The sequence below is a fragment of the Mycoplasma tullyi genome (assembly GCF_014068355.1).
Taxonomy (GTDB): Bacteria; Bacillota_I; Bacilli_A; order Mycoplasmatales; family Mycoplasmoidaceae; genus Mycoplasmoides; species Mycoplasmoides tullyi.
In genome coordinates, this window is sequence record NZ_CP059674.1 from 633,252 (window position 1) to 658,347 (window position 25,096).

Sequence of the window (25,096 nt, forward strand, 5' to 3'; positions counted from 1 at the left end):
TTTTAAGATAAACTAAAAGAAATTATTACCGATACTAAAAATCAGATCGCATAAATCAAAAAGGTGATATAAAAAACTTTGAACGATGCTTTGTTTTTTTCTACAGCATAGGTTAGATAATCTTCATAACTTTTAATGTAGTTAGTAGCGTTATTATGATCATATAAAAAATCGCGTTTTTCCCGATGTTTTTTTAAACTAAAGAACAGTTCAAGTTTTTTAAACTTATACTTTAGCATCATAAAAATCTTTTGACGATTAATAAAACCGATTGCGTGGAATAAAAAACCAATTCCGCTTGAGATCGTTGTTGCATCCAGTATCTGAGTTTTTGGTGGAACATTTCTTTTAACAAAAATTAAAAGGAATAAAGCAATTACCACAACAATCAAACAAAAAGAAAAACCAAATCAGCCTCTAGGATATTTTAGGCCTTTTTGGTTGATTGTATTGTCAATCTTATCGTCTGTTAAATCGTTCTTATTTAACGAATTAACATAGTTGTTTGAATAGTGGTTATAACCTGTTTTTAGCGGTTTTGATTTACCCATAAATCAAATTGTTCTTTCGTACAGAACACTTCGTGATTTTCAGAAACTTGGAAGTATGACGGTTTATTTATTACTGAATAATCTTTGTAGTAGCTAAACCCTTCATCAAATGAAGCTAAATCTAAGTGAATATTAGATAGTTTTGGTGAAGCCTTCATCAATGATTTGGTGTAAGGGTGAATTGGGTTCTTGAAGATTTTATCAACATTACCTCGTTCTAGAATCTTACCTCGGTGCATGATGATCACATTTTCACATGCGTAATTAACCATTGATAAATCGTGGGCAATGAATAAGAACGTAACACCGCGTTTTTCAACCATCTCCTTCATGATGTTAACTATTTGAGCTTGAATTGAAACGTCTAGTGCTGAGATTGGTTCATCAGCAATAACGATCTGAGGATCAGTAATCAATGCTCTAGCAATTACAATTCTTTGACGTTGACCACCTGAGAATTCATGCGGGTATCGGTAAGCGTGTTCTGGTTTTAAACCAACTTGGTTTAATGCTTCAAACACTTTATCACGAATTAATATTGATCTTAATGGATATAAGTAAACTCAGTTTAATCATTTAGGCAATTTTAAGAATAAATTACGGTAAATATTCTTATCTTTGGTAATTACTTTATGTTCAAAATCTACGGCATCCATCGATTTAAAACGTAATTTGATTGCAGCGATTAACACTTTCAGATCTTTATTATCTCAGTGATTTATTTTTGCTAAATGATCGATCTTTTCATGTACCAATCTATGAAACTTATGTTTAGTACTCAGATAAGTTTCATGTAGTTTTCTAACTTCTTCAGTTAGTTTTTCTCGATTAGCATTAATCTCTGGTAATTTGTTTCTGTAATCTTGAATTGCTTGATCACGTTTAGCTTTTTTATCTAACGTAACTTTTTTAAGTTGTTCAAGTTGGTTAATAGAATCAGATTTATTGCTACTTTGATATGATTGGTAATTTTCAGCTATTTCTTCATCCAACTGTTTAATCTCTTTTTTTAGATTGAAAAGATCAACATTCTTTTCATTAACGATTCGTTTAGATTCATCTTTATGTCTATTAATCTCACTAGCTAAAGACTCAAAGTTTTTATAGATATCGTCTTTTCATTGCTCAAAGTTACGACCTAAAAAGGTAGCATCATTCAGATAAGTGTTCATCTTAGCTAATGAACTAATCTCAGTAACTGTTTCTTTAACTTTATTTAGATCAAATTGGTTGTCGATTGAATGGAATAATTTTTTAGCTAAATCTAAATAAGTATTTGATTGATTGTTCAACGTATTAGTCTTTAAAATATCTTTGCTTAATTCGACTGAAAAATTAATAACAATACTTACAAGTGGTTCAAAAATTTCTGCAAATTTACCGTTGATTTTGTTAATTAATAGATCTAAATTCTCTTTTTCAAAATATTTATCTTTCTTAATTAATTTGATCAGTTTTAGTTCTGCTTTCTTTCAATAGTAATTGATTCCAGCATAAGCATAATCTAATGGCTTGGTTGCCATGATCATCTTGTATTTGAAACTTTTAACTTCTGATTCAACAGTTGTTAATCAACTTAATAGTTCTGAATAATTTCTAAACAGATAAAGCTCATTAAAATCTTTAATTGTTTTTTTGTATTGTGCTTTCTTCTCTGACTTCTTAGCTTTAAGATCTAAAACTGGTTGAGAATACTTTAATAATTTTTCTTGATTGCTTTGATCAAGTTTTGCTTGATCAAATTCTAGATCAACTGGATCAAATTTCTTTTGATCATAATCTGAAATGTAATCATCAATGATCTTTTTATAATCTGAAAAGTAAGTTTTAGATAATTCGATATTACTTTGAACTTTTTCAGACAAATCATCTAATAAGAAAACTACTTCTTTATAACCAGTGTTAAAGTCATTAGCACTTAAACTAAAGCTATTAATCTGATTAATTCCATCATTATATTGATCAGTTAGTTTTTGATAATAATTTCTTTGATACTGATTAGTTAAATCAAATTCCTTAGTTTCAAATACATAGTGAAAATAAGGTTTGATATAAGTGATCTTTTTATAAAGCTCTTTTGCCTTTTTATGGATCATCTTATTGATCATAATTGGCTCAGCAACCAACTTTAAAACCGTCTTAATTGGGTTTAATGAACTCATTGGATCTTGGAAGATCATCTGAGCGTTTTGATGTAATCATGACTTATCAGCTCGCGATAGTTTTTTATTACCAATTAATCTTCCATCAAGATTAATCATTCCCCCACTAAGCTTATTAAGTCTTACTAGAGTTTTACCAATGGTAGATTTCCCACTACCAGATTCACCAATGATTCCAAAGAAGTCACCCTTGTTAACTTTAAAAGAGACATTATCAACAGCAGTAAATTGAGAACCTCTAGAGTTGAAAACTATTGATAAATTAGCTACATCTAATAATGCTTTAGTTTGTTCGTCTTTTTTATTACTCATTCGTTTTCTTCTCTCTAGTGTCAAACACGTTAAATACTACTTCAGGGGTTTTTTCTTTATCTTGAATATTAGCTAAGTCAGCTAATGATTTCTTATAAGTTTCAATCTTTTGTTTAACCAATTCAGGTAATTCTATCTTAGGTGCATCTGGGTGTAATAATCATGTAGCTGCTTTATGCGTATGGGTGATTTCAATTAATGGTGGTTGACTATTAAAATCTAATTTAATTGCATATTCATTTCTAGCAGCAAATGCATCACCTTTAGGTGGTGAGATTAGATTTGGAGCTGAACCTGGGATTGATTTCAATTTACCTTCAATTCCCTCATCAGGAATAGAAGAAATTAATGCTCACGTGTAAGGATGGCGAGGATCTAAGAAGATATCATCAATATTTCCTTGTTCAACAATCTTACCCGCATACATCACATAGATGTAGTCACAGAAGTTTGCCACCAACGCAATATTATGTGAAATAAAGATTACGGTAATTTTATAGATTTTATTAATTTGTTTGATTAGATCTAATACTTTTGCTTGAATCGTTACATCGAGTGCAGTTGTAGGTTCATCAGCAATAATCAATTTCGGTCTTGAAGCAATCGCAATCCCGATGACAATTCTTTGTCTCATCCCACCTGAAAACTCATGTGGGTAAGCATTGATCTTATTTTTGATATCAACAATACCAATAAATTCTAAGATCTGATAGATCTTAGTCTTAATTGATTTTGCACTTTTTTCATTACGATATTTATCTTTAGCTTCTTTAAGCTTATTAGTGTGCTGGGTTTTTAATTGTTCAAGTTTGTTGAATAGATCTGAACTATTATAATTAGCTTTTTCTAACTCTTGTTTTTGTTTTAAATATTCATCTTTTAATTGTTCAACTTCTTCTTTATATTTTCTTTTTTCAGCGATCACCAAAGCTTCTTTGATCTGTTCACCAATCTTTTTGGTTGGATTTAGTGACATCAATGGGTCTTGAGGAATATATGTCACATATTCACCTCTAAGATTTGATCAATCTTTATTTTTAATCTTGGTGATGTCAATATCACATAGATTTAAGTTATCTGCTGTAATCTTAGAATTATCATTAAATCCAATTAAGGATTTAACACATACAGATTTACCACTACCAGATTCACCAATAATTCCAATGATCTGCCCTTGTTTAGCTGAGATTGATACTCCTCTTACAGCTTGTAACATCCCATCTTTAGTTTTAAAAGAAACATTAAGATTATCAATATCAACCATATAACCTGGTTTTAGTTTCTTATTTTCATCACTCACTAAATATCGTTCTATAAAGCGCATTATTTTCTACCTATAATTCTTGGATCAACAGCATCATTAATTGCATTAGCAATTATCTGCAACGAGATCGTAAATAATGAGAATACCACAATTGGTGGTAACGAGATATGTAATAGATCTGGAGTGACGTTTTGATATGTTGATGATAGGATGGTTCCCAACGTAATATCTTGACTTGATTTTAGACCTAAGAATACTAAACCAGCATCAACAAAGATCGCTACTGGAATAAAGTTAACAAAGATAACAGCTAATCTACCTGAGATATTAGGAATTAAATGATAGAAGATAATTCTTCATTGACTAGCTCCTAATGTACGTGCAGCTTGAACATACTCAGCATCTTTAGATTTAACAATATATATTCTTGTTACAGTTGCAGGTCCTGTTCAGTATAGTGCAATTAATGCACCATTAATTGCACCTAAACTTAGATTTCCACCAGACATTGATGAGTTACGTACAAAGATTTGTGCCAAGATAATGATTAGAATAATTGTTGGTAAACCACCGATGATTTCCACAATTCTCATCATTACCGTATCAACTCATTTACCAGCAAAACTACCAGAGATTGCACCATAGACAACCCCGATTAGGGTAGCAAACACTGCAACAATCATTGCTGATTGTAATGATGTTGCCATCGCTTGTCACAGATTAGTTCAAACATCTTCTCCACCTTGGTTTGTTCCTAGGATTGGATAAAGATTTTTAAGTTCTTCTAACATGTATGGGTGAAACTTAATTAAAACATTGTTACTACCCACATCAGTTTCACTAACTATTGTTCCATCATAGATAAACAATAGATCTCTTGGAACAACTGAATCTTTAGTTGGATTAGTACCAAAGATTCTTGGAGGTAAGTTAAAAAAGATATCATCAATTCCCAATGGTTGTGCAGCTCTATAAGGTGAAACCAGTGGAGCAATAATTGATAACAACACAATGATAATTAATAAAACACTAAACACCCCAGCTGCTGGGTTTTTAAAGAACCGTTTAATGATCTCAACAATATAGTTTGTTGGTTTACCAATCACCAAACTTTGTTTAGTTAATTGTTCATTAGCATCAACGCGATCAAATTGTTCTTTGTCAAATTGATATTTACTACTTAATTCAGATATTGTCATTGTACTAACCCAGCGCTTTCTCTAATTTATACAACTTACCTTCAAGAATTAGGTATTCAATATTAGTTGGCAAACTAAAACTCTTATCAACAACAACTTTATTTTTTGATAAATCATTATTATCTTTAATTGCATCAATTAAAGATTGATCTTTTTCTTTAGATAAAACATAAGCATTATTTTCATTAACCAATGCTCATAGTTTTTTAGTTTTATTTCTAACAATGCTATTGTGGATTCATCTGATCAAGATGAATGAATTAGCTTCAGCTAATCGAATTCTTGGATCAACTAGGGTATAGATGAAATCTAATAAGATCTGCATTAAGAACCCTAATGAAGCAAAGAACAAGACTTGGAAAGCTAACATGTTTACTTCATTTTTTTGAATCGCATCTACTAATAGTGAAGCAGTCCCTGGAACACTAAAGAACGTTTCAATAATAAATGAAGACGAGATCAATCCCAAGATTGATGGAACAATGATTGATAAGATTGGGATAGAAGCATTTCTAAATGCATGCTTGAAGATGATGGCAACATGACTTAATCCTTTTGATTTAGCCGTCTTAATATAGTCTTGTTGTAAGACTTCAACCATCTCGTTTCTCATGTAATAAGTCATACTTGAGAACCCACCAAGACTTAATGATAAGATCGGTAAAGTTAATGAAGCAATAAATCTAGCTGGAGTATAACCATTCGATCCAGGCGCAACATAACGTGTGGGGATGCCTGAGTTTCTAAAGATGATTAATAATACGATGGCAATCACAAAGCTTGGTACTGAAACAAAGATTACTGATAAAGTGTTAAGTGTCGTATCAAGTGCTTTACCACGATACACAGCAGACAAGATCCCAAAAGTGATTCCTAGAATAATTGAGATCACAAATGAAATTGCCGTAATCAATAACGTGTTAGGCACGGTTTCAAAGAACCATTGTCCAATATTAATTGCACTGTTTGAATAATATTGTCCTAGTGAATGATTAACAAACAGATTGTAAAGATATTTCCCATATCTTACAATTATTGGTTCATTAAAACCAAGGGCATCAACTCTTTGTTGAAATGCAGCTGGTGATTCATTTTGTCCAGGGTTGATTGGTAAATAAGGTAACAACCCCGTTAATAAATATGTAAGTGTTAAAAGAATGAAAACAGCTAGTGCTGCAAAACCAATTCTTTTTAAAATATAAGTTAGCATTGTTTATTTACATAGATGAACAAAAACTAAGGGACACTTAGTTTTTGTTCGTAATTGGTTAGATGTAGATCATTCAATCTACTAATAGCAATCGTTAAAAATTATAATAAACTATTTTATTTTAGTTATTTCGACTAGTTGGTCGAGTAGGTTCAAAATCAGAGTAAGGTCTTCTTAATGAACCACTAAATCCATTAACTTTAAATGCTGCTGGTAGTTTGTTTTCTTGAATTGCTAATACCGCATCGTGTAATGGAACATTAGCAAATACTGTACTATCAGTTAGTGATCGATAAGGAATTGAAGTGTATTGGAACGTTCCACGGCTTTGAACAACTTGCGATAATCGGTATCAGTTGATTAAGTTAACAATCCCCGCACGAACGATTCTAGATTCATCACTATTTCAATTTTTAAACAAGTTTTGCGTTACAGTATCTTGATATGTTGTATCGCTTGGACTAGCAGCATAAGCATTGTAATTAAACTGTGTTGGAGGAGTAGTTACTTGAGATGATCAGTAGAAATCTTTGTAATTTGGATCAGTTGTTGCGTTGATGATTCTACTTCTAGGAACAGGAAATTGAGTAGGGCTGTTATCATCATTTCGATAAGCTGTATAGATTACGTCAGGACTTCTGTTACCACCAAAGTTTGTAAGGGCTTTTTGCACTGGAGTTTTGTTTACGTAATAACCATCAGCAAAGGCTTTTTGGTAGTTAGGGTTTCAAGTTTGAGTGAATTGGTTAGCAGCGTAAGCACTTAGATAGTATGACCCAGAGTAGTATGCATGAGATAAGTTTTGGGTAGTATCAGATGCGCTGATATATCCAAATAGTTTTTGTCATTGGGTACTTTCTTTGTTGATTGCGCCGTTTTCGTTAACTACTACTTCACCGTTAACAGCACCTTCAGACCAGTTACCAGTAGCTTTTGTTTTGAATTCAGTATCAGTAGTACCAAGATTTGTTACAGTACTATCAGTCATTTGAGTAGTAAGTCTTAACGCTCTTACTCTAGAGTCTCAATAAGGTACTGGAGTTAACAAGCTACCGATTTTAAATGTTTGCATTGCAAACGCATAAGGTTGTTTTAGATATACTCTGAAAGTATCATCTGTACTTGTGAATTTACCAATGTCGTAATCTTTAGAAGTAATGCCAACATTTCCAGGTGTTACGGTAACTTTAGCACTTTCACCTGTACCAGTAGAAGTTACTGTTCCATTAACAGTTTTTTCTAGATCAACACCTAATTGATCTAATAAATAACCATTAACAGTGTATTTAACTTGATCTGCTAATCAGAATGTTTCAAGACCTCTTTCAAAGTCACGACCAGATAGACTAGCTACAGCATTACCGTTTTGATCAGTTCATTTTACGTTATGATCAATCATTCAGTCATATCTAACTGCTTTATCAATGTATTGTTGTAGGTTGTGGTCAACTTCAGGATCAACAACACCTGTTTTTGAGAAGTAAACGCCTGAATTTTCTTTTTTAGCTTCTTCTTCAACTTTTGTAGCTCAAGTGGTAGCATCTGTACCAGTTACAGGTCTAATCACAACTGCTAATAATTTATCATTAGCATCATAAAGTTTTACCCCTCTAGCACCTTCTAATTTATAAGTTCCTTGAAGATCAGAAGTTCTTTGTCTATTACTTAAATCATAGCTAATATCACCAGTTGTTTCAGACGAAAGCAAGTGAGAATATGATCCAGGGAAGTTTGTACCACCCCCTGCTGTAAAGTTCATGTTTAAAGGGAGCTCAGTGTTTGCAGCAGGATTTTGTGGAATTTCAGTAACGTATGGTTCATTAGCTGGCCCGCTTGAGTCTCTTAATAATAATGAATCAGCCTTCCAGTCACTTCTAATTTTTCATTCAGGACTTTTAACTAATAGATGATTAATTGTCGTATTGTTTGAAGTAGGGTTTGGAATGTACGAGAATTGATCATCCAAGAATGAATTTAGATATAAAGCACGACTGGTGTTACTTGCAGTTCATTCACCTAAATATTTAGTAATTCCGTTTTCTCAATTACTTAGTTTAGTTTGATCAGTTGATAAAACACCATCTACAGTTTGACCTTTAAATAGATTTAAGTAATCCATGTCACTAGCCATTGGTTGTGCTGCAGGTTGTGCTGGAGCTGGAGTTGCTGGCGCTGCAGGAGCTGCAGCTGGTTCTGCTTGACCTCCGCCTGTGCCTTCACCTTCACCTTCAGCCAACATAGTTGAAGTCATCATAGTCGTTGGTGAAGTAACCATCGCTCCTGGCATCTTCAACTCAGTTAAACCACTACTAACGATCGCTCTTGCTAATGAAGCACTTAAATCAACATACTCTTTAGTATATTCTTGCATATAAGCGCTAGGATTATTTGCCACATCAATTAATCTTTGAATTAAGTAACGATCAACTTTAGCACCTTTGGTGTTGGCAAATCATCCTTCAATAAATGAACCTACAGCTGGATAGTCAACCCCTCAAAGATAAGAACCTGCTGTGGTATTACCTTGAACAAAATATTCATTCACAGAAGGCATATTAGACCCTCTTAAAATAAAATCATATTGAATTAGGCCATCAGATAGTAATCTTAATGCAGCAGTCTTATTGTTAATCATCGTTCTTTGATCATCTGATAAAGCTGTAACAGTTAATGATTTATCAACGATTCTTCACGGAGCTTCTTTAGTTGCACCTAGTTTTTGTAAAGCTTCAATAAAGCTTTGTTTATTTAAAGGCAGATCTCTTAATCCATCAGCGGCTTTAATCTTAACGTTGTCATTATTATCAAAGACTAAACTTCTGATGGGATCAGTAGTATTATTTACACAAGATGCTAGACTACTTGTTGCTAATACAGCAAACGAAAGTAACGATCCTAGTTTTAGTATGGTTTTATTTCTGAATTTCATTGTCAATTTATCTTTCTTAAAGTTTATTCAACTACGTTAATATGTTAGCTATCCATGTTAATAAATAAAAAAATAGTAATTGCCAAGCAATCACTATTATTCTTATTCTAAGGTTTTAAGTTGAACTTTTGCGATTGCTTATTGTTTTAATTTTTAATGGATAAGCAATCGATACAAATCTATGATTTAAGATCGGAACTACTCATCCACATCATCTTGGTCTTAATAATATTAATCATGCCAAAAATAGAAGAATTGCACTTATTCTTCTTGCATGTAATCTTATTAATAGTTTGATTAAATGTTTGATTAGTTCTTAACATAGTAACAAAATAATTATACCTGATATTTAAATAAATTCAAGTTTAATGTGTAGCTAATTTGAAAAAGTCGCTGATTATCAATATTTCAAAGATAATAAAAAAACCAACGTAACATTTACGTTGGTTTTATATTATTCAACTTCTTGGTATTTGCCTTCTTTTCAGTCTGCTAGTTCACTATCAGTAGCTAACACAAAGTGGTTATCATTAACCTTTTGTCAAACTGGTTGATTATCATGATCATATCCATGGATACTTGGATCATACTTATAACCAATTAAACTACCCTTGTTACCAGCAATCGATGGTACAGCATCTAATAATGACTTTGTATAAGGGTGAAGTGGGTTTTTCATAATTTCTTGAGTGCTACCCACTTCAAGTAATCTTCCTTTATTCATTACTGCAATTCGGTCTGAGATGTATTCAACCATTCTCAAGTCATGAGCAATAAATAAAATCGTTAGATTGAACTTTCTCTTTAAGTCGTTAAAGATATTAACAACTTGTGCTTGAATTGACACGTCAAGTGCTGAGATTGGTTCATCTGCTATCAACAATCTTGGTCTAAGTACCACAGCACGTGAGATCCCAATCCGTTGTTGTTGACCACCAGAAAATTCTAGGGGATAACGTTTTAGTACTGATTCATCTAACCCTACAGAAGCTAAGATATTTCTTACTAAGATCTTTTTACAATCAACTTCACTTAACTTATTAAGTTCGTTACGATTTTCTTGTTCTTTTTTAAGATAAGTTACTGCTTCAGATAGTTGACTAAATTCTTTAATCTTATTAATAAAGCCTTGATAGATTGCATCATATGCGGTGTTCTCATCTTTATTAATAAGATCTTCTAATTTAACTTCATAACCATCATAGAAGGTTTGTTTAATCTTAGGGTCGTTTTTATCTAATCATGTTTCATAAACATGTCTAACCACGTCTTGATCAATATTATAAAGATAGATTTCTTTAGCATTCTTTAAGTTGGTTAAACCTTCAGAGACAATATTTTCAACATTAGTGTGAGGATTAAGTGAGTTCGCAGGATCTTGGAAGATCATCTGAACTTTATTAACCATGAATTTTTCGATTTCGTTGTATTCTTTTAGTGCTTTACCCACCTTAAAACCACGGTTCATTTTTTGGGGTAAAGTTTTATCAAGAATTTTGATCTTACCAAAGCTGTGGGGAACTAATCCAATGATGGCACGACCAATGGTAGATTTCCCACTACCAGATTCACCCACTAAACCTAACACTTCACCAGTGTAGATATTTAGATTCATATCAACTACAGCTCTAAATGCCTTAGATCCAACCCCATAAGTGATATCAACATTACGAAGTGATGCTAAAACTTCTTTGTCTTTAGGAACTTTTAGCATCTCTTCAATACCAGGGGTATTGAATCGTGCAGAACGTTTTTTAAAGAAAAGAAATTTTCTTTTTTCTTCTGTATATATTTTTGAATCTTTTTTGTTTTCAACTGTATTCGTACTCATAATTAGTTAGCCTTATATGCATCTCACAATTCTTGAATGTGTTTAGGTGGAGTGTATTTTTCAGTTCTTTCATCTAATAATGCTGATTTAACTCGGTGAGTTGGTGAAACTCAATAAAACTTTGGTTCTTCGACAAAGTCGATTCCAAGTGCGTAGTCATTTCTTACAGCAAAAGCATCACCAACGATGTTATTTAAATTAGATGGAACAGATCCTCTGATCGTTGCTAAACGATCACCTTGGTTAAGGTCAGGCATACTTAAGATTAACCCTCAAGTATATGGGTGTTGAGGGAATTTTAAGATTTCTTTAGCTGTTCCTTCTTCAATAATCTGACCAGCATACATAATTGAGATGTAATCACTGATTGAAGCAACCACACCCAAATCGTGGGTAATGAACACGATTGATAAGTTTAGTTTTTGTTGTAAGTCTTTAATTACATCTAAAACCAATGCTTGAACTGTCGGGTCAAGGGCTGTAGTTGGTTCGTCCATTACTAAGATCTTAGGTTCAAGTGAAACGATGGCAGCAATCACAACTCTTTGAATCATCCCCCCACTCATTTCGTGTGGGTATAGTTTCATCACTGCTTCAGGGTCTGAGATCTTAGTTAATTTTAAGAATTCAACAGCACGATCATAAGCTTCTTTTTTATTCTTAACGATCTTGTTGATCAACATCCCTTCCATGATCTGTTCACCAACTTTCATTGTTGGGTTTAGCGTTGACATCGGGTTTTGGAAAACCGCTGACACCACTCGGCCACGATAGTGAGATCGTTCTCAATCTCTAAATGAGAACTTCTCGACGTTGTTGTTAAATAACTTTACCTCACCACTATCAATAACCGCATTATCACCAGTTAAACCATAAAGTAATGAAGTGATTACAGATTTACCACTACCAGACTCACCAATAATTGCGTGAACTTTACCTTCATAGATTTCTATCGAAGGTCCACGTAAAACCTTATTCTTTTCACCTGGTCGTGAAGGGTTTGAAAACGATAAATTAATATCTTTAATTTCAGCGACAACCTTTAACTTTTCACCGTTTTCAAACTCTTTATATCGAACATTTTTAGTAAACTCTTCCCAATTAAAAACATATTTCTTATTTGTCATAAACCCAAAAAGATTAGCAAAATAATCTTTTACTCGATAACCAAAACTTTTTTTGTTCATTTGTGTATCTTTCATTATCTTTGTCTTCTTAATGAGTCTTGTACGGTTGCACCGATTAATTGCACACTAGTAGTGATTAAGATTAAGAAGGTTGCTGGAATAAACACGTATCGTGCATAAGTTGGGAAGAGTTTTTGACCTTCAGAGATAATATTACCTAATGTTGGGATATCTTTAATTGCTAAACCAATGAATGCTAATGAAGTTTCAGCTAATACTACACCTGGGATTGTGAATACTAATTGCGTAATTAAGATTGGCAAGATTACTGGAACGAAGTTTCTTAGGATCTTTCAAGTTGGTGTTCCTAAGATTACAGATGCCATTACTCATTCAGAGTGTTTAGCACGTTTAACTTGAGCACGGATTTGGTTTGCCATTCCCGTTCATGAAGTTAATGAAAGTGCAAACACGATTACTCAAAAACTAGGAGCAATAATAATTGTTAAAAGAATCAAAATGATGATTGTCGGAACAATTGAGATTACTTTAATCACAAAAGTCATGACCTTATCAAAGAACTCAAATTGTCCCATCATGATGCCGATTGTTAATCCGATTAATACTTCGATTACAGTTACAGCAAATGCTAGTGCAATCGAATATCTTAATCCTCATCATAATCTTGCCCAGAAATCTCGACCCAGATCATCTGTTCCCAAGAAATGATAAACATTTCTTGAGTCGGTTGAGTTAAATATTAAGTTACGATCATCAATGTTGGTTTTATTTGGATCTTGAGTAAAGAACGGAATAAAGATCGATAATAACACGATCAAGATTAACATCACCATTCCAAAAACCCCAGCAAACGATCGAGAATAACGGTTTACGAATTCTCTGAACGGTTTTGCTTGTGGACTCATGTGCTGATCAGCTTGGAAATCCACGATCTTACCAACCAGTTTTCATGATTGGTAATTGAATGGTTGGGTGATCGGATTTGGTGCTGATCGTACATCAACAAATTCATCACCTTGAACATCAGATCTACTTCTAATCTTATCAGCAGTTCTAGCTAATCAGTTTTTTAATTTTGTTTTAAAACCAGGTGGTTTAGGATTCAGATTATCTTCTTTAAATTTAGTCATATCAATTTATCTTTTCTAAATACATTAACTACTTCTTCGACGGATTCTTGGATCAATTAGTTCATATAAGATGTCCCTGAATGCATATGATAGTACGGTGATCAATGCAAACATCACAATTAAGAATAAGATTACGTTGTAATCTTTAGTTTGGATTGCTTGTAATAAAGTATCACCAGATCCAGGAATTAAGAAGATCTGTTCAATGAAAATACTACCAATGAACGATCCAAAGATTACAGCTGGGAAAAAGGTTGCAATCGGGAATAATGAAGGTTTAAGTGCGTGCTTTCACACAAAGCGGTTTTTAGACACACCCTTTAAGTAAGCAAACTTAGCATGAACTGAATTTAATTCACGGTTAAGTTCAGTTCGAATATATTTAATATAAACAATAATACTTCCCAATGAAAGTGCTAACCCTGGTAGGATGTATGTTGCAAAGTTGTTTTGATCATACACATAAGGGATACCGATATATCTTCCAATAAATACCAACAATAATGCAAAGATGATTGATGGAATTGATGAGAAGATACTTACAAGGATAGTTGAGATATTATCAACTCAACCACCAGGGTTTTTCCCTACTCAGATACCTAATGGGATCCCGATTACTACAGTTAGTGCAACTGAGAAGATCCCAACTAAGAACGATTTATAAAATCGCGCTCAAATAAAACTATTAATTGATTGTTCTGGGAATAATGCTAATGAAATCCCAAAGTTTCCTTGGAACAATCCCTTTAGATAATTCAAGTATCGTTGGAACAACGGAAGATCTAATCCATAACGTTGTTCGATCGCTCTTCTTGATGCTTCATCTAATCCTTGAGTTAAAGGGTTTTCTCCAGGTACTGAATTAATCAAGAAGAACGTGATCGAAATCACGATCAATCCGATTACAAAAAACTCTAGAATGATCTTAAAGAACTTTCATAAAGTTCTTAAGACTGGCGAGTCAATTGCTAATAATCTTTGGATTAAAGTTAATTCTTCAACCCGTTTTTTTCTAAATATGACCGCATTATCATTAATCTGATAAGCTTTGTCACCTAACACTATTTTTTGCGTCACAACAGTTATCTATGCCTCTCTTGTTCTTGGTAAACCATCTCGTGGTGGTTTAGTGTAGTCATACGCATATTGTAATGAGAATGTGTATAGACTACCAACCCCACCAACACGAGTTACTTCTCAGTTAGTATCAACTTCCATCAACGGAATGATTAAACCAGAATCTCGGATGATTTTTTCAATCGCACCAATGAATTGGTACACATAATCTAAACTTCAGTTTTCTTTTAATTCTTCATCAGAGAAGTTACCTGAGAAGAATGATGATAATCTTGATGAGTAATCAATCGTACTTTCATTAAATTTAGGTAATGAAAGTTCGATGAATTTCTTCCAGAAACTTGGTTGTACTTGTGCTTCATCAGTTCCCACTTGATTTAGGGTATCGATTTCTAATCGAACTCTTGTATCATCAGTTAATTGAGCAATCTCATCAACAGTTTTATATGAAGGTAAGATCAAGTTGAATGCGGTATGTAATCTTGCAGTAGCAACATTCTCATTTCTTCTTTGATTAAATTGATCTGGATCTCTTCTTCATTTACTAATGATCATGTAATCTAATAATGCATTAACATATTGATTAGAATATCTTGTCATTTCAAATCCAGGGTTGTCTTGATTTAATTTAAGAATGATTCCAGATAAGTAATCCGCACTAAACGTATTTAGATCAAATGAACTTAGTGAGTTAACTGCTTTATTATAAGCAGCTAATAATGTCGGATCACTGTTAATGATCATCATGATGCGATCAATATCAGGTTTTAAGATTGATAATCTTGAAACACTTGGACCATCAGTTTTTTGAAGAGCTTCTAGTACTAAATTAGATAAGTAATCTAGATATGTGTATGAACCCACCGGGTTTTCTTTAAACCCAATATTCTTTTGTCTAAAGCTGTCAACCCCATCATTTTTAAAGAAGGTTAAGATTCCATCTTGTGGTTGGCCACCACTAAAACGGTCGTAGTTTTGGTAGATAATATCATACTGTCCTTTTTCAATGTAGCTAGCAAAGATATTTTCTGGCAATGATTTTTCTTCAATATTAATGTATCCACCAAATGCTTCTAGCATTGCTTGTTTTAGATAAGTAGCCCCTCTAACTTGTTCATCACTACTATTATCTAAGAAGTTTAGGGTTACTTGTCTAAGTCCTGGGTGTTTAGCTTTAAACTTATCTAGATAAAATCTTGCTGTTTGTAGATCATGAGCTAAATCATGACGTACGGTTTTTTCAAAGTTAAATCCTTTTGATAAGTGGGTTACAAAATCATAGTTTAATAGGTCGAATTCTTTACCATTTTGAGCTTTAGATTTTTGTCCTTCAAAAAATAGTTCTAGATTTCTTCCATCATAAGATTTGTGTTGACCATAACTAGTTCACGTACTAGTTGGAAAACTAAAGTCTCATCCCACAAATCTTAGTACATCACTACGATTAATTGCGTAATAGATCGCATTTCTTAGATCTTGATCTTGGATGTAACTATTAGCATTAGTTTCAAGATCTAGGTTTAATCCATAAGCGATGGTCCCAAACCCCTGGTTTTTATTTAAGAAGCGCTTAATCTTAGGATCAGCTCAGTAACGGTTAATTCGGTTGGCTGGAATTAAGGTTTGAGAGATTAAACCATCTTCAAAGAACAACGCGTTCGTATTTGGGTTTTGTGAGAAGAAGATTCTAATCTTATTTGAGATTGTGTTTTCTGCATCAAAGTAATCTAAGTTTTTAGCTAGATTAATATAACCATTAGGTCCTAATAAGATCCCATCATCTTTAGGGATGATGAACGGACCATTGGTTAAGAACTTCTCAGGTTCTGAACCATAGCGATCAATTCCCCCACCAGTTGTTTCAATATATCTGCGGTTAACTGGGTATAAGCTTTCAAGGATCGTTCCAATTAAGAATGATAAGTTAGGTGTTTGGTTTTCATCAAAGATTAAAGTAAATGAGTTTTCATCTTTAGATAATGGTTGTAACGATCCTTGTAAGTCAGGAGTTTTTACATCAAATTTTTGATAAGGGTTAAGATAAGGATTTTTAACTAATTTGATGGTTGCTGGGGTATTGTCTGGAGTCATTACCCTGAAGTCTTGAACTTCAGCATCCAAACTAAAGTTTGGATTTAGACTTAGATATTTAGCCACAAAACTATTGTCATAATCTAGGAATAATTGACCAGTGTAAAACCCAAGATCTTTAGCAGCACTTTTAATTGCTTCAACTTCTTTGGTATCAAGTGGTTGATTCTTATCATCTAGTGTTTGAGAAGGATATAGATCAGCTTCAGTTTGATTTGGATCTTGAACATACATCTTTAAATCTTCATTAAAGATGTAGTTTCTTCGACCAAATGGGTTTTTATAACTCTTATTAAATTTAGCTAAATAATCACGTTGAGCATCAATGAATCGATCAACACCACGGATCCCATATCTTCTAATCGTATCAAGTTTTTGTGAACCAGTATTTAGATCTAGAATGTATTCTAGATAGTCTCTAATATCTTGAGAAGTACTAAAGTCACCATTTGATCAACGGTTTTTCTTAACATTAGTATAACCCGTTAATGCCATGAAGTTGTTGGTATTACGTGGGTTTCTAAACGCGTATATGGTTGCACGAGTTTTAAGATCAGACCCAGCACCTGAATCATCTGCTAATCCCCCAACAATATTGAAGTTATCTAATTGGTAGAATGATGATCCAATTACACCAGTTCCATTGTCAGATTCAATCGCACTTTCATTAGTTTTATAGTACGTATCAAAATTTGAAGTACTACGATCTTGAGGAATATTAATTAAACCAAAGTTATAACTTCTTTTAGCAGTCAACACCCGTTTAAGCGCATCACTCGGACCATTTTTAAGATAAGGATCTACAAGTGAAGGTAGTACACGATCAACTGAGTTGTACTTAACATAGTTAAGCGTATTAAGTGGGTTGGTTACCAGACCTAGATCATAATCATTGGGATTAATGTTTTGTGCACTTGCATTAACTTGTCGTTCTTGGTTTGGTGTTGCACTAGTACAAGAGCTTAGTAACATCGACAGTGGCACAAGCGCAAAAGTAGCTAATTTAATTACTTTTTTAAATTTAAATTTCATTTTTATTTACTTATTTTTTATGAGTCTTATTTAAAAATATTAGTTCGTTACATTAAATTGGAAATCAACACTTATTACAGTTTTAATATTCTTATTACCATCTACAGTTGTGTTCTCATTTTCAATCTTCACTGGAGATTGCTCAACCGCTTTAGCATTCTCTGAAATAAATTGTGCATCACCTAAATCAACAGCCTGTAAGAAGTTGTGATTTTCATCAACAAAATCAACAGTGTATTTTTGACCAGGTCTTAGAAGTGCATCACGATATTTCCCCATTAATGCATAATCTGATAATCATGATGTATAACCATAATCTTCGATGGTTTTTTTACTAGTTGGATCACCTTGTTTTTGTAATCAGAAGATGTTGTTGGTTCGTTTGGTATTAACTTTTAGATAAACTACTTCATTATTAAAGACATTAGTAAATCTTAGATAACCGATTTTGTTTGCCAACTCAGTTGGTACATAACCATATAGTGCTAGTGCATCTAATGCTTGGTTTCTAAATAATCCTGATACAGTTCTCTTAGAAACACCATAGTTATACAGTTGAGATAAGAAGAACGCTTCTGGACGTTTGTTTACTTTGTTACCATTGAAATCAACTGTTCTAATGTTGTTATCAATTACTGGGTTACGATCATCATCATATAACTCTGCACCTATTGTTTGTTTTTCAAAGTGGTCTTTGAAATACCCGTTGTTTTTAGAAATAAACTGTCCAAAATAACTTGATCTTCTAGTTTCACCAGTTTGATAAAAACTACCATCATTGTTCTTAAAGAACATTGCACGAGTTTGTGCTTTTAGATCATTGATTGCTTTTTGAGCATCATTTAGTTTTTGTGTTGCTATTGTTTGTGCAGCTATTGCAGTAGCAAGCGCATTTACATCATTTGGACTAGCTTGTCGTACTCTTGCTACTTCTCTTCTTGCAGTTAAGAATTCATCAACTGTTTCATTAAACTTATTAGTCAGATCACCTTGAACTTTAATTAATTCATCATAGTAAGCAGTATATTTAGGTCCTAAATATACAGCTTGTAATGCTTTAGCTAGATCATCTTGAGAAGTTCTTGTATCATTAACTTTACTAATATTAGTAGCATCAACAATATAGTCTAATCCACTCATAGCTTCAGACAACCCACCTAAATATTTAGGTACGTTTTCAAAGTCTTTAGTATTAGGAGCATATGTTGTTTGAACATAGTCTCTTGTTAGTGTTTCAGCAATATTATAAACATAATCAGTAAACTTATCAGCTAGTTGTGGTTCAACTCTAGTAGCATTGTAGTTAACTACATCATCTGATGATAACCCAGGTGAGAAGTAACCAAAGTTAAAGCTACCTAGAGTTAATCCAACATCACCGTTTTTACCGTAATATACGATATTACCTGTTAATAATAATAGGTCGTGGAAACTTAATCGATCTTGAACAGATTCTAATTTGTTATCCTTAACAAATTTGTCAAAGTAGTTTTGTAGTCTTTGAGCATCAAAGTGAGTACCATCATTTAGTTGCGGAGTTAATTCTTCAACATAGAATCTAGTGAAGTTTTTATCTAACATCGTAACTCCGTATAGTTCTGAGAACACCGCACGGTTTTTTACTAGATCTGTAGCTGGTGAGAAGTCTTTAACACTCATAAATAAGTTTGAGTGTCTAAATAAGTAGATTGCGTAGTTAGCAAGTGCTTGGTTTTTAGCATTTGTATCAGTACCAGCAGCAGTGATTGCAGCTTTTAGTTTAGCTGCATCTGGTGAATTAGTAACCTGAATATTTCCAATAGCACTTAAATCAAATTTAGATTGAACGTAACTAACATCCCAATTGTATTGTTTTGTTGCACTATCATAAGTTGCTTTAGAATAATCTAACGACACAAAACCTAATAGTTCAGTTAAGTTTTTACTGTTATATGTAGATCTTGCAGTAGCTTGAGGAGTTGTTGTACCATTATCAACACTGATTTTCTTACTAGTAGTAACAGCATTTAATAAGGCTTGTTCAAGCTGACCTACATCTGATCCAAAAGGGTTTACTATTAAAATATTATCTTTATCAATTTTTTCTAAGCTAGTTGTTAACAATGTAGGAATACTAACCATTAAAGGTTTACTGAAAACATCATTAACTTTTCTATCAAAAGCTTGAATAGTTTCTAATGAATAATTATTTGTAGCAGCATCACCTGCGCCACCTTTCTTCATAGCATATGATAACAAGCCAGCTTGACCTTGGAATAATACGTTTGTAAACGCTTCAGTAAAGCTAACGTTAAATAAACCTTCAGTTGTTCTTAATTGATTGCTAGAAGAAACATTATTAAGTCTATCGATTAATCCATTTTGAGTATCATTAGCGATCTCACCCAAGAATTTGTTACCTCTAACATAAGGGAACACATAAGTATCAAAATTATTTAAAGCTGTTCCAATACTATTAATTGTTCTTTCTGCTTTTCTAACTGCAAGAATTTTATTTACATCTGATCTTACATAACGATCTTTGTTACCTTGTCTAGCTCCTGCTTGTTGTTGTTGATCAATTCTAGTTAAACTTGCTAAGTTTGTTCTTAAAATTCGTCATTGCAACGCCAAACCATTTTGAAGAACTAGATAACTAAATCCTTTGCGTGCAGTATTAAACTCGTTTGTTGACGATCTTGATTCTTCAGGATTTGATCTAGTTCTAATTTTTTCAACAAGTTCACTTACACCATCAGATCCACCAGGCGTACCAATTGATCCAGAGATCTCTCCACCTAAAACAGTTCCTCTAGAGTCTCAACCATTATCAGATAGATTCTTTTCAATCGTTGCACTGATTGAATCTGAAATTACTTTAGCTTGTCTTTCAACATAAGCCATTTCAGCAGGAGATAATTCAACATTTAAAGGAACATTAATTACTGGTGAACCATCTTTGTTAAACATGTTGATTGCTGTAATCACATTAGGTTTATTTGGTTCAGTTTCATAGATCTTAAATGATAATCGATCATTTTCTAAAACAAACACAGATTTATTTAATAATGGATTACCAGCACCATCTGTTAGTTGACTAATAATTGAAGCAGCCGTAACTGGCGCTCATTTATATTCTGAACTAGTTTCACCTTCAGCTTGAGATTTAACAAATGCTTTAGCTAAACCTGAAATTGATGGGTTAATTGTTCCAGAATCAGAGTCAAATGAGTTAGCAAAGAATAAATCTCTTAGTGCAACTTTTCTTAATTTAGCTGCTTCAGTTAACCCACTAAAGTCTTGTAAGAAACGACGTTTCTTATTTTCTAGAACTTTACTTAGAGGATCGTTAGGATTTTCAGTTCCTCAGATATCTTGATATGGTTCAGTTTCATATCTTAGAACGTTACCATTCTCATCGATAATCCCAAATCTAAATCTAATGAACTTACCAGTTGGTGTTTCTTGGTTATTAGCATTAACTCTTATCGCTTCTAGATTACTTCTTGCATCTAGATAGTTAATTAATGCTCGATAAGAATAGAATGAAGCATCACTAGCACCAGCTCTTGTTGATAATCCTCCAACAATTACGGGATTGTCTTTATCAATAAATGCTTGACCTTGATCTAGGGTGTAGTGGTGACCGTATTCGTGAGCTGCTACGTATTTTAAGAAGTCAATTGGTAAACCATCAAATCCAGGTTCAAGAGCAGCTAAAATAGTAGGTAATCCGATTCGATCACTTGGGGTAAACCCTTTAAATTTACCTTCAACAACATTGTATTCAAATACCCCATTGGCATCCACAGTTCTTTCAACATGTGGACCATCTAGATTTCTTAATAAATGAGGGTATTTGTTAACAACTTTTTTAATTAAGTTGTTATAAACTGAAACATATAACTGATAGTTTCTAGAAGCTAATCCAGTTAATGGATTACCTTGTTCATCTCGTGCATTATTATCACTTGGAGTGTAGAATAATGAAACTGGATCAATCCCACCTTGGTAGTTGATTGCTTCTAAGAAGTCATCAAACCCTTGCGGAGAATAATCATTAGCTCTGTTTGCGACAAATTCTAATGACGTAGTAGGACCTTCTTGGGCTTCTTCTGCATCTTGTGAATTTTCTGACACTTCTTGAAGATTAACTTTTAGTGTGTGTTCATTCGCTTGAGGGTTACTAGTTTTTTCAAAACTTAGAACTTTATACTTCTTAACTTTAGCTTTTTGTTCTTCTAATGTGTTAAGTGCTTTAAGATCAGGATTTTCATTAATTGCTTCTAAGAATAATTTATAGAAGTGGTTTTGATTATTATCATCTTGATATAGATAAAACTCATTATTTAAGTATGAATCCATATCATAGAAGTTTAAAAAACTACTAATATTATCTTGATAAGCTGATACTAATGTTTTATATGAGATGTAACGAGTCTCATTTAAACTATTTGGATCAATTTGAAGATTGAATGTAGTATCTTGTGAATCTGGTTCAGCAACCACTAAATTAAGAACTGGCTCAACATTATCTCTACCTGGTTGTGTAACATTAACAGATTTAATCTGATAAGTTTTGAATTGATCAAAAGCAACATTAGCTAAATCTGGATATTGAGTTTTAAGTGTATCTAGGTCTGCTTGAGAAAAGTTCTCATTAACAATGAGTGAACGTTCATAAACAGTAGGATCATTAGCATTTTGTTTTCTAGCAGGATTACCCAGCCTAATCTTAAACGTCTTATCAACTAGTTTACTAGCTCGATAGATCTCACCAAATCCAGTGGTAGATTGTCGTGCAGCACTTTCTCTTCGAATATCATTTTTAAGTGCACTTTCTAATGGAATATTCTTTAAGAACGCATCTAAATCTTTTTTAGATGATTCATTTGAAAACACACTATAAGTTAATGAGTCAACTGCATTACCAGGTCCACCGATCGTTGAATAAATTGGTAACGAACCAAAGAACGCATCCGGAAAGAACTTAATCTCACTCACTTCTTTATGTAAGGTTGAGTGAGAACCCAATGTAATTGCATTCCCATTTTGTTCAACCCCTGGAACAAGTCTAAATGAATCAAGAGTTAATAGATCAGGACCCCAAGCAACGTTAGTAATAAATCAATTAGTAAACTCTAAGAACTGTTTAGGTCTTACAGCTAGTACATACTCATCAAAGAAACTAAATGAACCATATTTAATCTCTAGAACAAAAGGCTCATTAAAACGTTTGTAGTACTCACTAAAGAACTCATCAAAGTTATACTTCTTATTTGAATTATCTAAGAAAGAAAACTCAGTAGCATCATCTGAAATCTTAGCCGTTACATTGGTCTTATTACCATTGGTAATCGTTAATTCAGGTTTTAGTTGACCATTTTGGTCATATATTTTTGAGTAATCATTATTAAACAACTGTTTGTTTGCTGGAGATAGTTGTCCATTTTTTTCTGAAGAGTTTTCAGCAAACCCAACCATCGCACCAATAATCACACCAGCTGTTAAACCAATCACCCCTAGTGCGATACCAGTTTTTAGTCATAATGATTTAGATTTTAATGATCATTTTTTTATCATTGGTCCTGTTTGTTTCCTTATTTGTTTGTTCTATATTGATTTACGTTAACTATATTAATAAGATAGTGATTGCCAGACCAAGCAATCACTATTATCCAACTGTAGTTATTTAAATCTTCTTGTTATATAAAAGGATTGCTTAATCTTTATTTGGTTTTGAATAAGCAATCTTATAATGTATTTATTTGGTTCTTATTATTGAAATTACTTATTCAGCTAAATCTTGTTTACCTTAATCTTGGTATCAATGCGCTTATCAACACGGTAAATATTAGAAGGCTTTCAGTTCTTCATAATATTTGTTCTATCTTTGGTATTAAAACCCTGTGTTAATAATTGGTAATTTCTTAACATAATATCTTTTCTATTATACATAAAAACTTGAAATGTGCACATTTAATATGCTTAATTAAGCTTAATTGTGTTTTTAGCAGGTTTTAATTAGATCAAGATTAGGTTTGAGCTTATTCAAGTTTATTTATTTGTATATAAGAAAAGATTGATAGAACTAATATTTGAATAGAACTGATTTAATTAAAAAACTTCAAGCAGATTATTGCTTGAAGTTAATATTTGGTTAATTTTATTTATCAGCTTTTTTCTCAGCTGGTTTTGAACTTTCTTCTGATTTAGGTTGTTGTTTTTTAAAACCAGCACGGTCACGATTAACAACAGTTCTAGTTTCTTTTTTAACTAGTTGAGGAATGTCGATCTCTTCATCAGGTTTGAAAGCAAACTTAGCTGGACTACCTTGAGCTAATGCTACAGCATCACCTAATAAGTTAAGTAATAAGGTAACTGAACGAATGTTGTAGTTATTAGCTGGAATCGGTAAAGTAATGATATTTGGATCAGAGTTAGTATTACATAAAGCAATAACTGGAATTCTTAGTTTTCTAGCTTCTGTAACTGCATTCTTTTCTTTAACTGGATCATCAATTACTAAAACGTGAGGTAAGCCTTGCATATCTTTGATCCCACCAAAGAACTTTTCAAGTTTAGCAAGTTTTTTCATGATCATGATCTGTTCTTTTTTAGTGTACTTAGTTAGATCATTATCACGAGTGTGGATTAATCTCTTTAATTGATTAATCGAATTACTAATTGTCTTGAAGTTAGTTAGTGTTCCACCTAATCATCTTTGGTTAATGTAGAAACTATTAGTTCTTTCAGCAATTGATTGAATTAATTCTTGAACTGCTTTAGACTTAGTTCCAACGAATAAGATGTTCTTCTTAGCTTTAGCTGCTTCAGTTAAGTAATTAAAAGCTTCGTGTAACTTAACATTTAATAGATCTGAGTTAATTAGATCAAACTGAGCACTGAATTGGGCAGCATGTCTTGGAATAATGTAGTGCTTCATTTTTGGGTTTCACTTACGTTTAGCTACCCCATTGAATGCACCCACGTCTAAAAGCTTTGTGTGTGTTACTAAAACTTTGTCTGTTGAATTTGCAGGCACTTGTTCATTATTATCTTGAACAGTTTGTGCAGGTGATTCTTCTGCTTTTACAGCTTGTGCTGATTCAACATTTAAATCTTCAAATAAAAACATTTAAATAAATGTTCACCTTTCTATAAATTATGTCGTGTAATTA

At 32.8% G+C, this 25,096-nt stretch carries 13 protein-coding genes; all 13 read right to left on the reverse strand.

Annotated elements, in window-relative coordinates:
• Window positions 1-2: 2 nt before the first annotated feature.
• Complete coding sequence (locus H3143_RS02555) at window positions 3-551, reverse strand: DUF3899 domain-containing protein (RefSeq protein ID WP_182078647.1); 549 nt, start codon at window positions 549-551, stop codon at window positions 3-5.
• Window positions 530-3,025, reverse strand: a complete 2,496-nt coding sequence (locus H3143_RS03550) for an ATP-binding cassette domain-containing protein (protein WP_228444771.1) — start codon at window positions 3,023-3,025, stop codon at window positions 530-532. Before H3143_RS03550 ends, H3143_RS02555 begins: the two co-directional genes overlap by 22 nt.
• On the reverse strand, window positions 3,018-4,349 hold the full coding sequence (locus H3143_RS02565) for an ABC transporter ATP-binding protein (RefSeq protein WP_182078649.1): 1,332 nt from the start codon (window positions 4,347-4,349) through the stop codon (window positions 3,018-3,020). The genes H3143_RS03550 and H3143_RS02565 overlap by 8 nt, the downstream gene beginning before the upstream one ends.
• The gene (locus tag H3143_RS02570; RefSeq protein WP_182078650.1) at window positions 4,349-5,488 is read right to left on the reverse strand and encodes an ABC transporter permease; all 1,140 of its coding nucleotides are present in this window, start codon (window positions 5,486-5,488) and stop codon (window positions 4,349-4,351) included. The genes H3143_RS02565 and H3143_RS02570 overlap by 1 nt, the downstream gene beginning before the upstream one ends.
• 4 nt (window positions 5,489-5,492) lie before the next feature.
• The gene (locus tag H3143_RS02575) at window positions 5,493-6,698 is read right to left on the reverse strand and encodes an ABC transporter permease (RefSeq protein WP_182078651.1); all 1,206 of its coding nucleotides are present in this window, start codon (window positions 6,696-6,698) and stop codon (window positions 5,493-5,495) included.
• Window positions 6,699-6,819: 121 nt separating this feature from the next.
• Window positions 6,820-9,627, reverse strand: coding sequence for an MG321/MPN456 family lipoprotein (locus tag H3143_RS02580; protein WP_182078652.1), 2,808 nt, complete (start codon window positions 9,625-9,627; stop codon window positions 6,820-6,822).
• 454 nt (window positions 9,628-10,081) lie between these two features.
• Window positions 10,082-11,458 carry an ABC transporter ATP-binding protein gene (locus H3143_RS02585; RefSeq protein ID WP_182078653.1) on the reverse strand — a complete coding sequence of 459 codons (1,377 nt, stop codon included), beginning with the start codon at window positions 11,456-11,458 and terminating at the stop codon, window positions 10,082-10,084.
• A 2-nt stretch (window positions 11,459-11,460) separates the two neighbouring features.
• On the reverse strand, window positions 11,461-12,660 hold the full coding sequence (locus H3143_RS02590) for an ABC transporter ATP-binding protein (protein ID WP_182078654.1): 1,200 nt from the start codon (window positions 12,658-12,660) through the stop codon (window positions 11,461-11,463).
• Window positions 12,660-13,736 carry an ABC transporter permease gene (locus H3143_RS02595; RefSeq protein WP_182078655.1) on the reverse strand — a complete coding sequence of 359 codons (1,077 nt, stop codon included), beginning with the start codon at window positions 13,734-13,736 and terminating at the stop codon, window positions 12,660-12,662. Before H3143_RS02595 ends, H3143_RS02590 begins: the two co-directional genes overlap by 1 nt.
• 24 nt (window positions 13,737-13,760) lie before the next feature.
• Window positions 13,761-14,813 (reverse strand): ABC transporter permease, encoded by a 1,053-nt coding sequence (locus tag H3143_RS02600; protein WP_182078656.1) that lies wholly within the window; start codon window positions 14,811-14,813, stop codon window positions 13,761-13,763.
• Window positions 14,814-14,822: 9 nt separating this feature from the next.
• Entirely contained in the window at window positions 14,823-17,936 is a 3,114-nt protein-coding gene (locus tag H3143_RS02605) for an ABC transporter substrate-binding protein (RefSeq protein WP_182078657.1), read from the reverse strand.
• 39 nt (window positions 17,937-17,975) lie between these two features.
• Complete coding sequence (locus H3143_RS02610; RefSeq protein ID WP_182078658.1) at window positions 17,976-23,498, reverse strand: PDxFFG protein; 5,523 nt, start codon at window positions 23,496-23,498, stop codon at window positions 17,976-17,978.
• A gap of 583 nt (window positions 23,499-24,081) precedes the next feature.
• Window positions 24,082-25,053 (reverse strand): 30S ribosomal protein S2, encoded by a 972-nt coding sequence (gene rpsB, locus H3143_RS02615; RefSeq protein ID WP_182078659.1) that lies wholly within the window; start codon window positions 25,051-25,053, stop codon window positions 24,082-24,084.
• Window positions 25,054-25,096 lie beyond the last annotated feature (43 nt).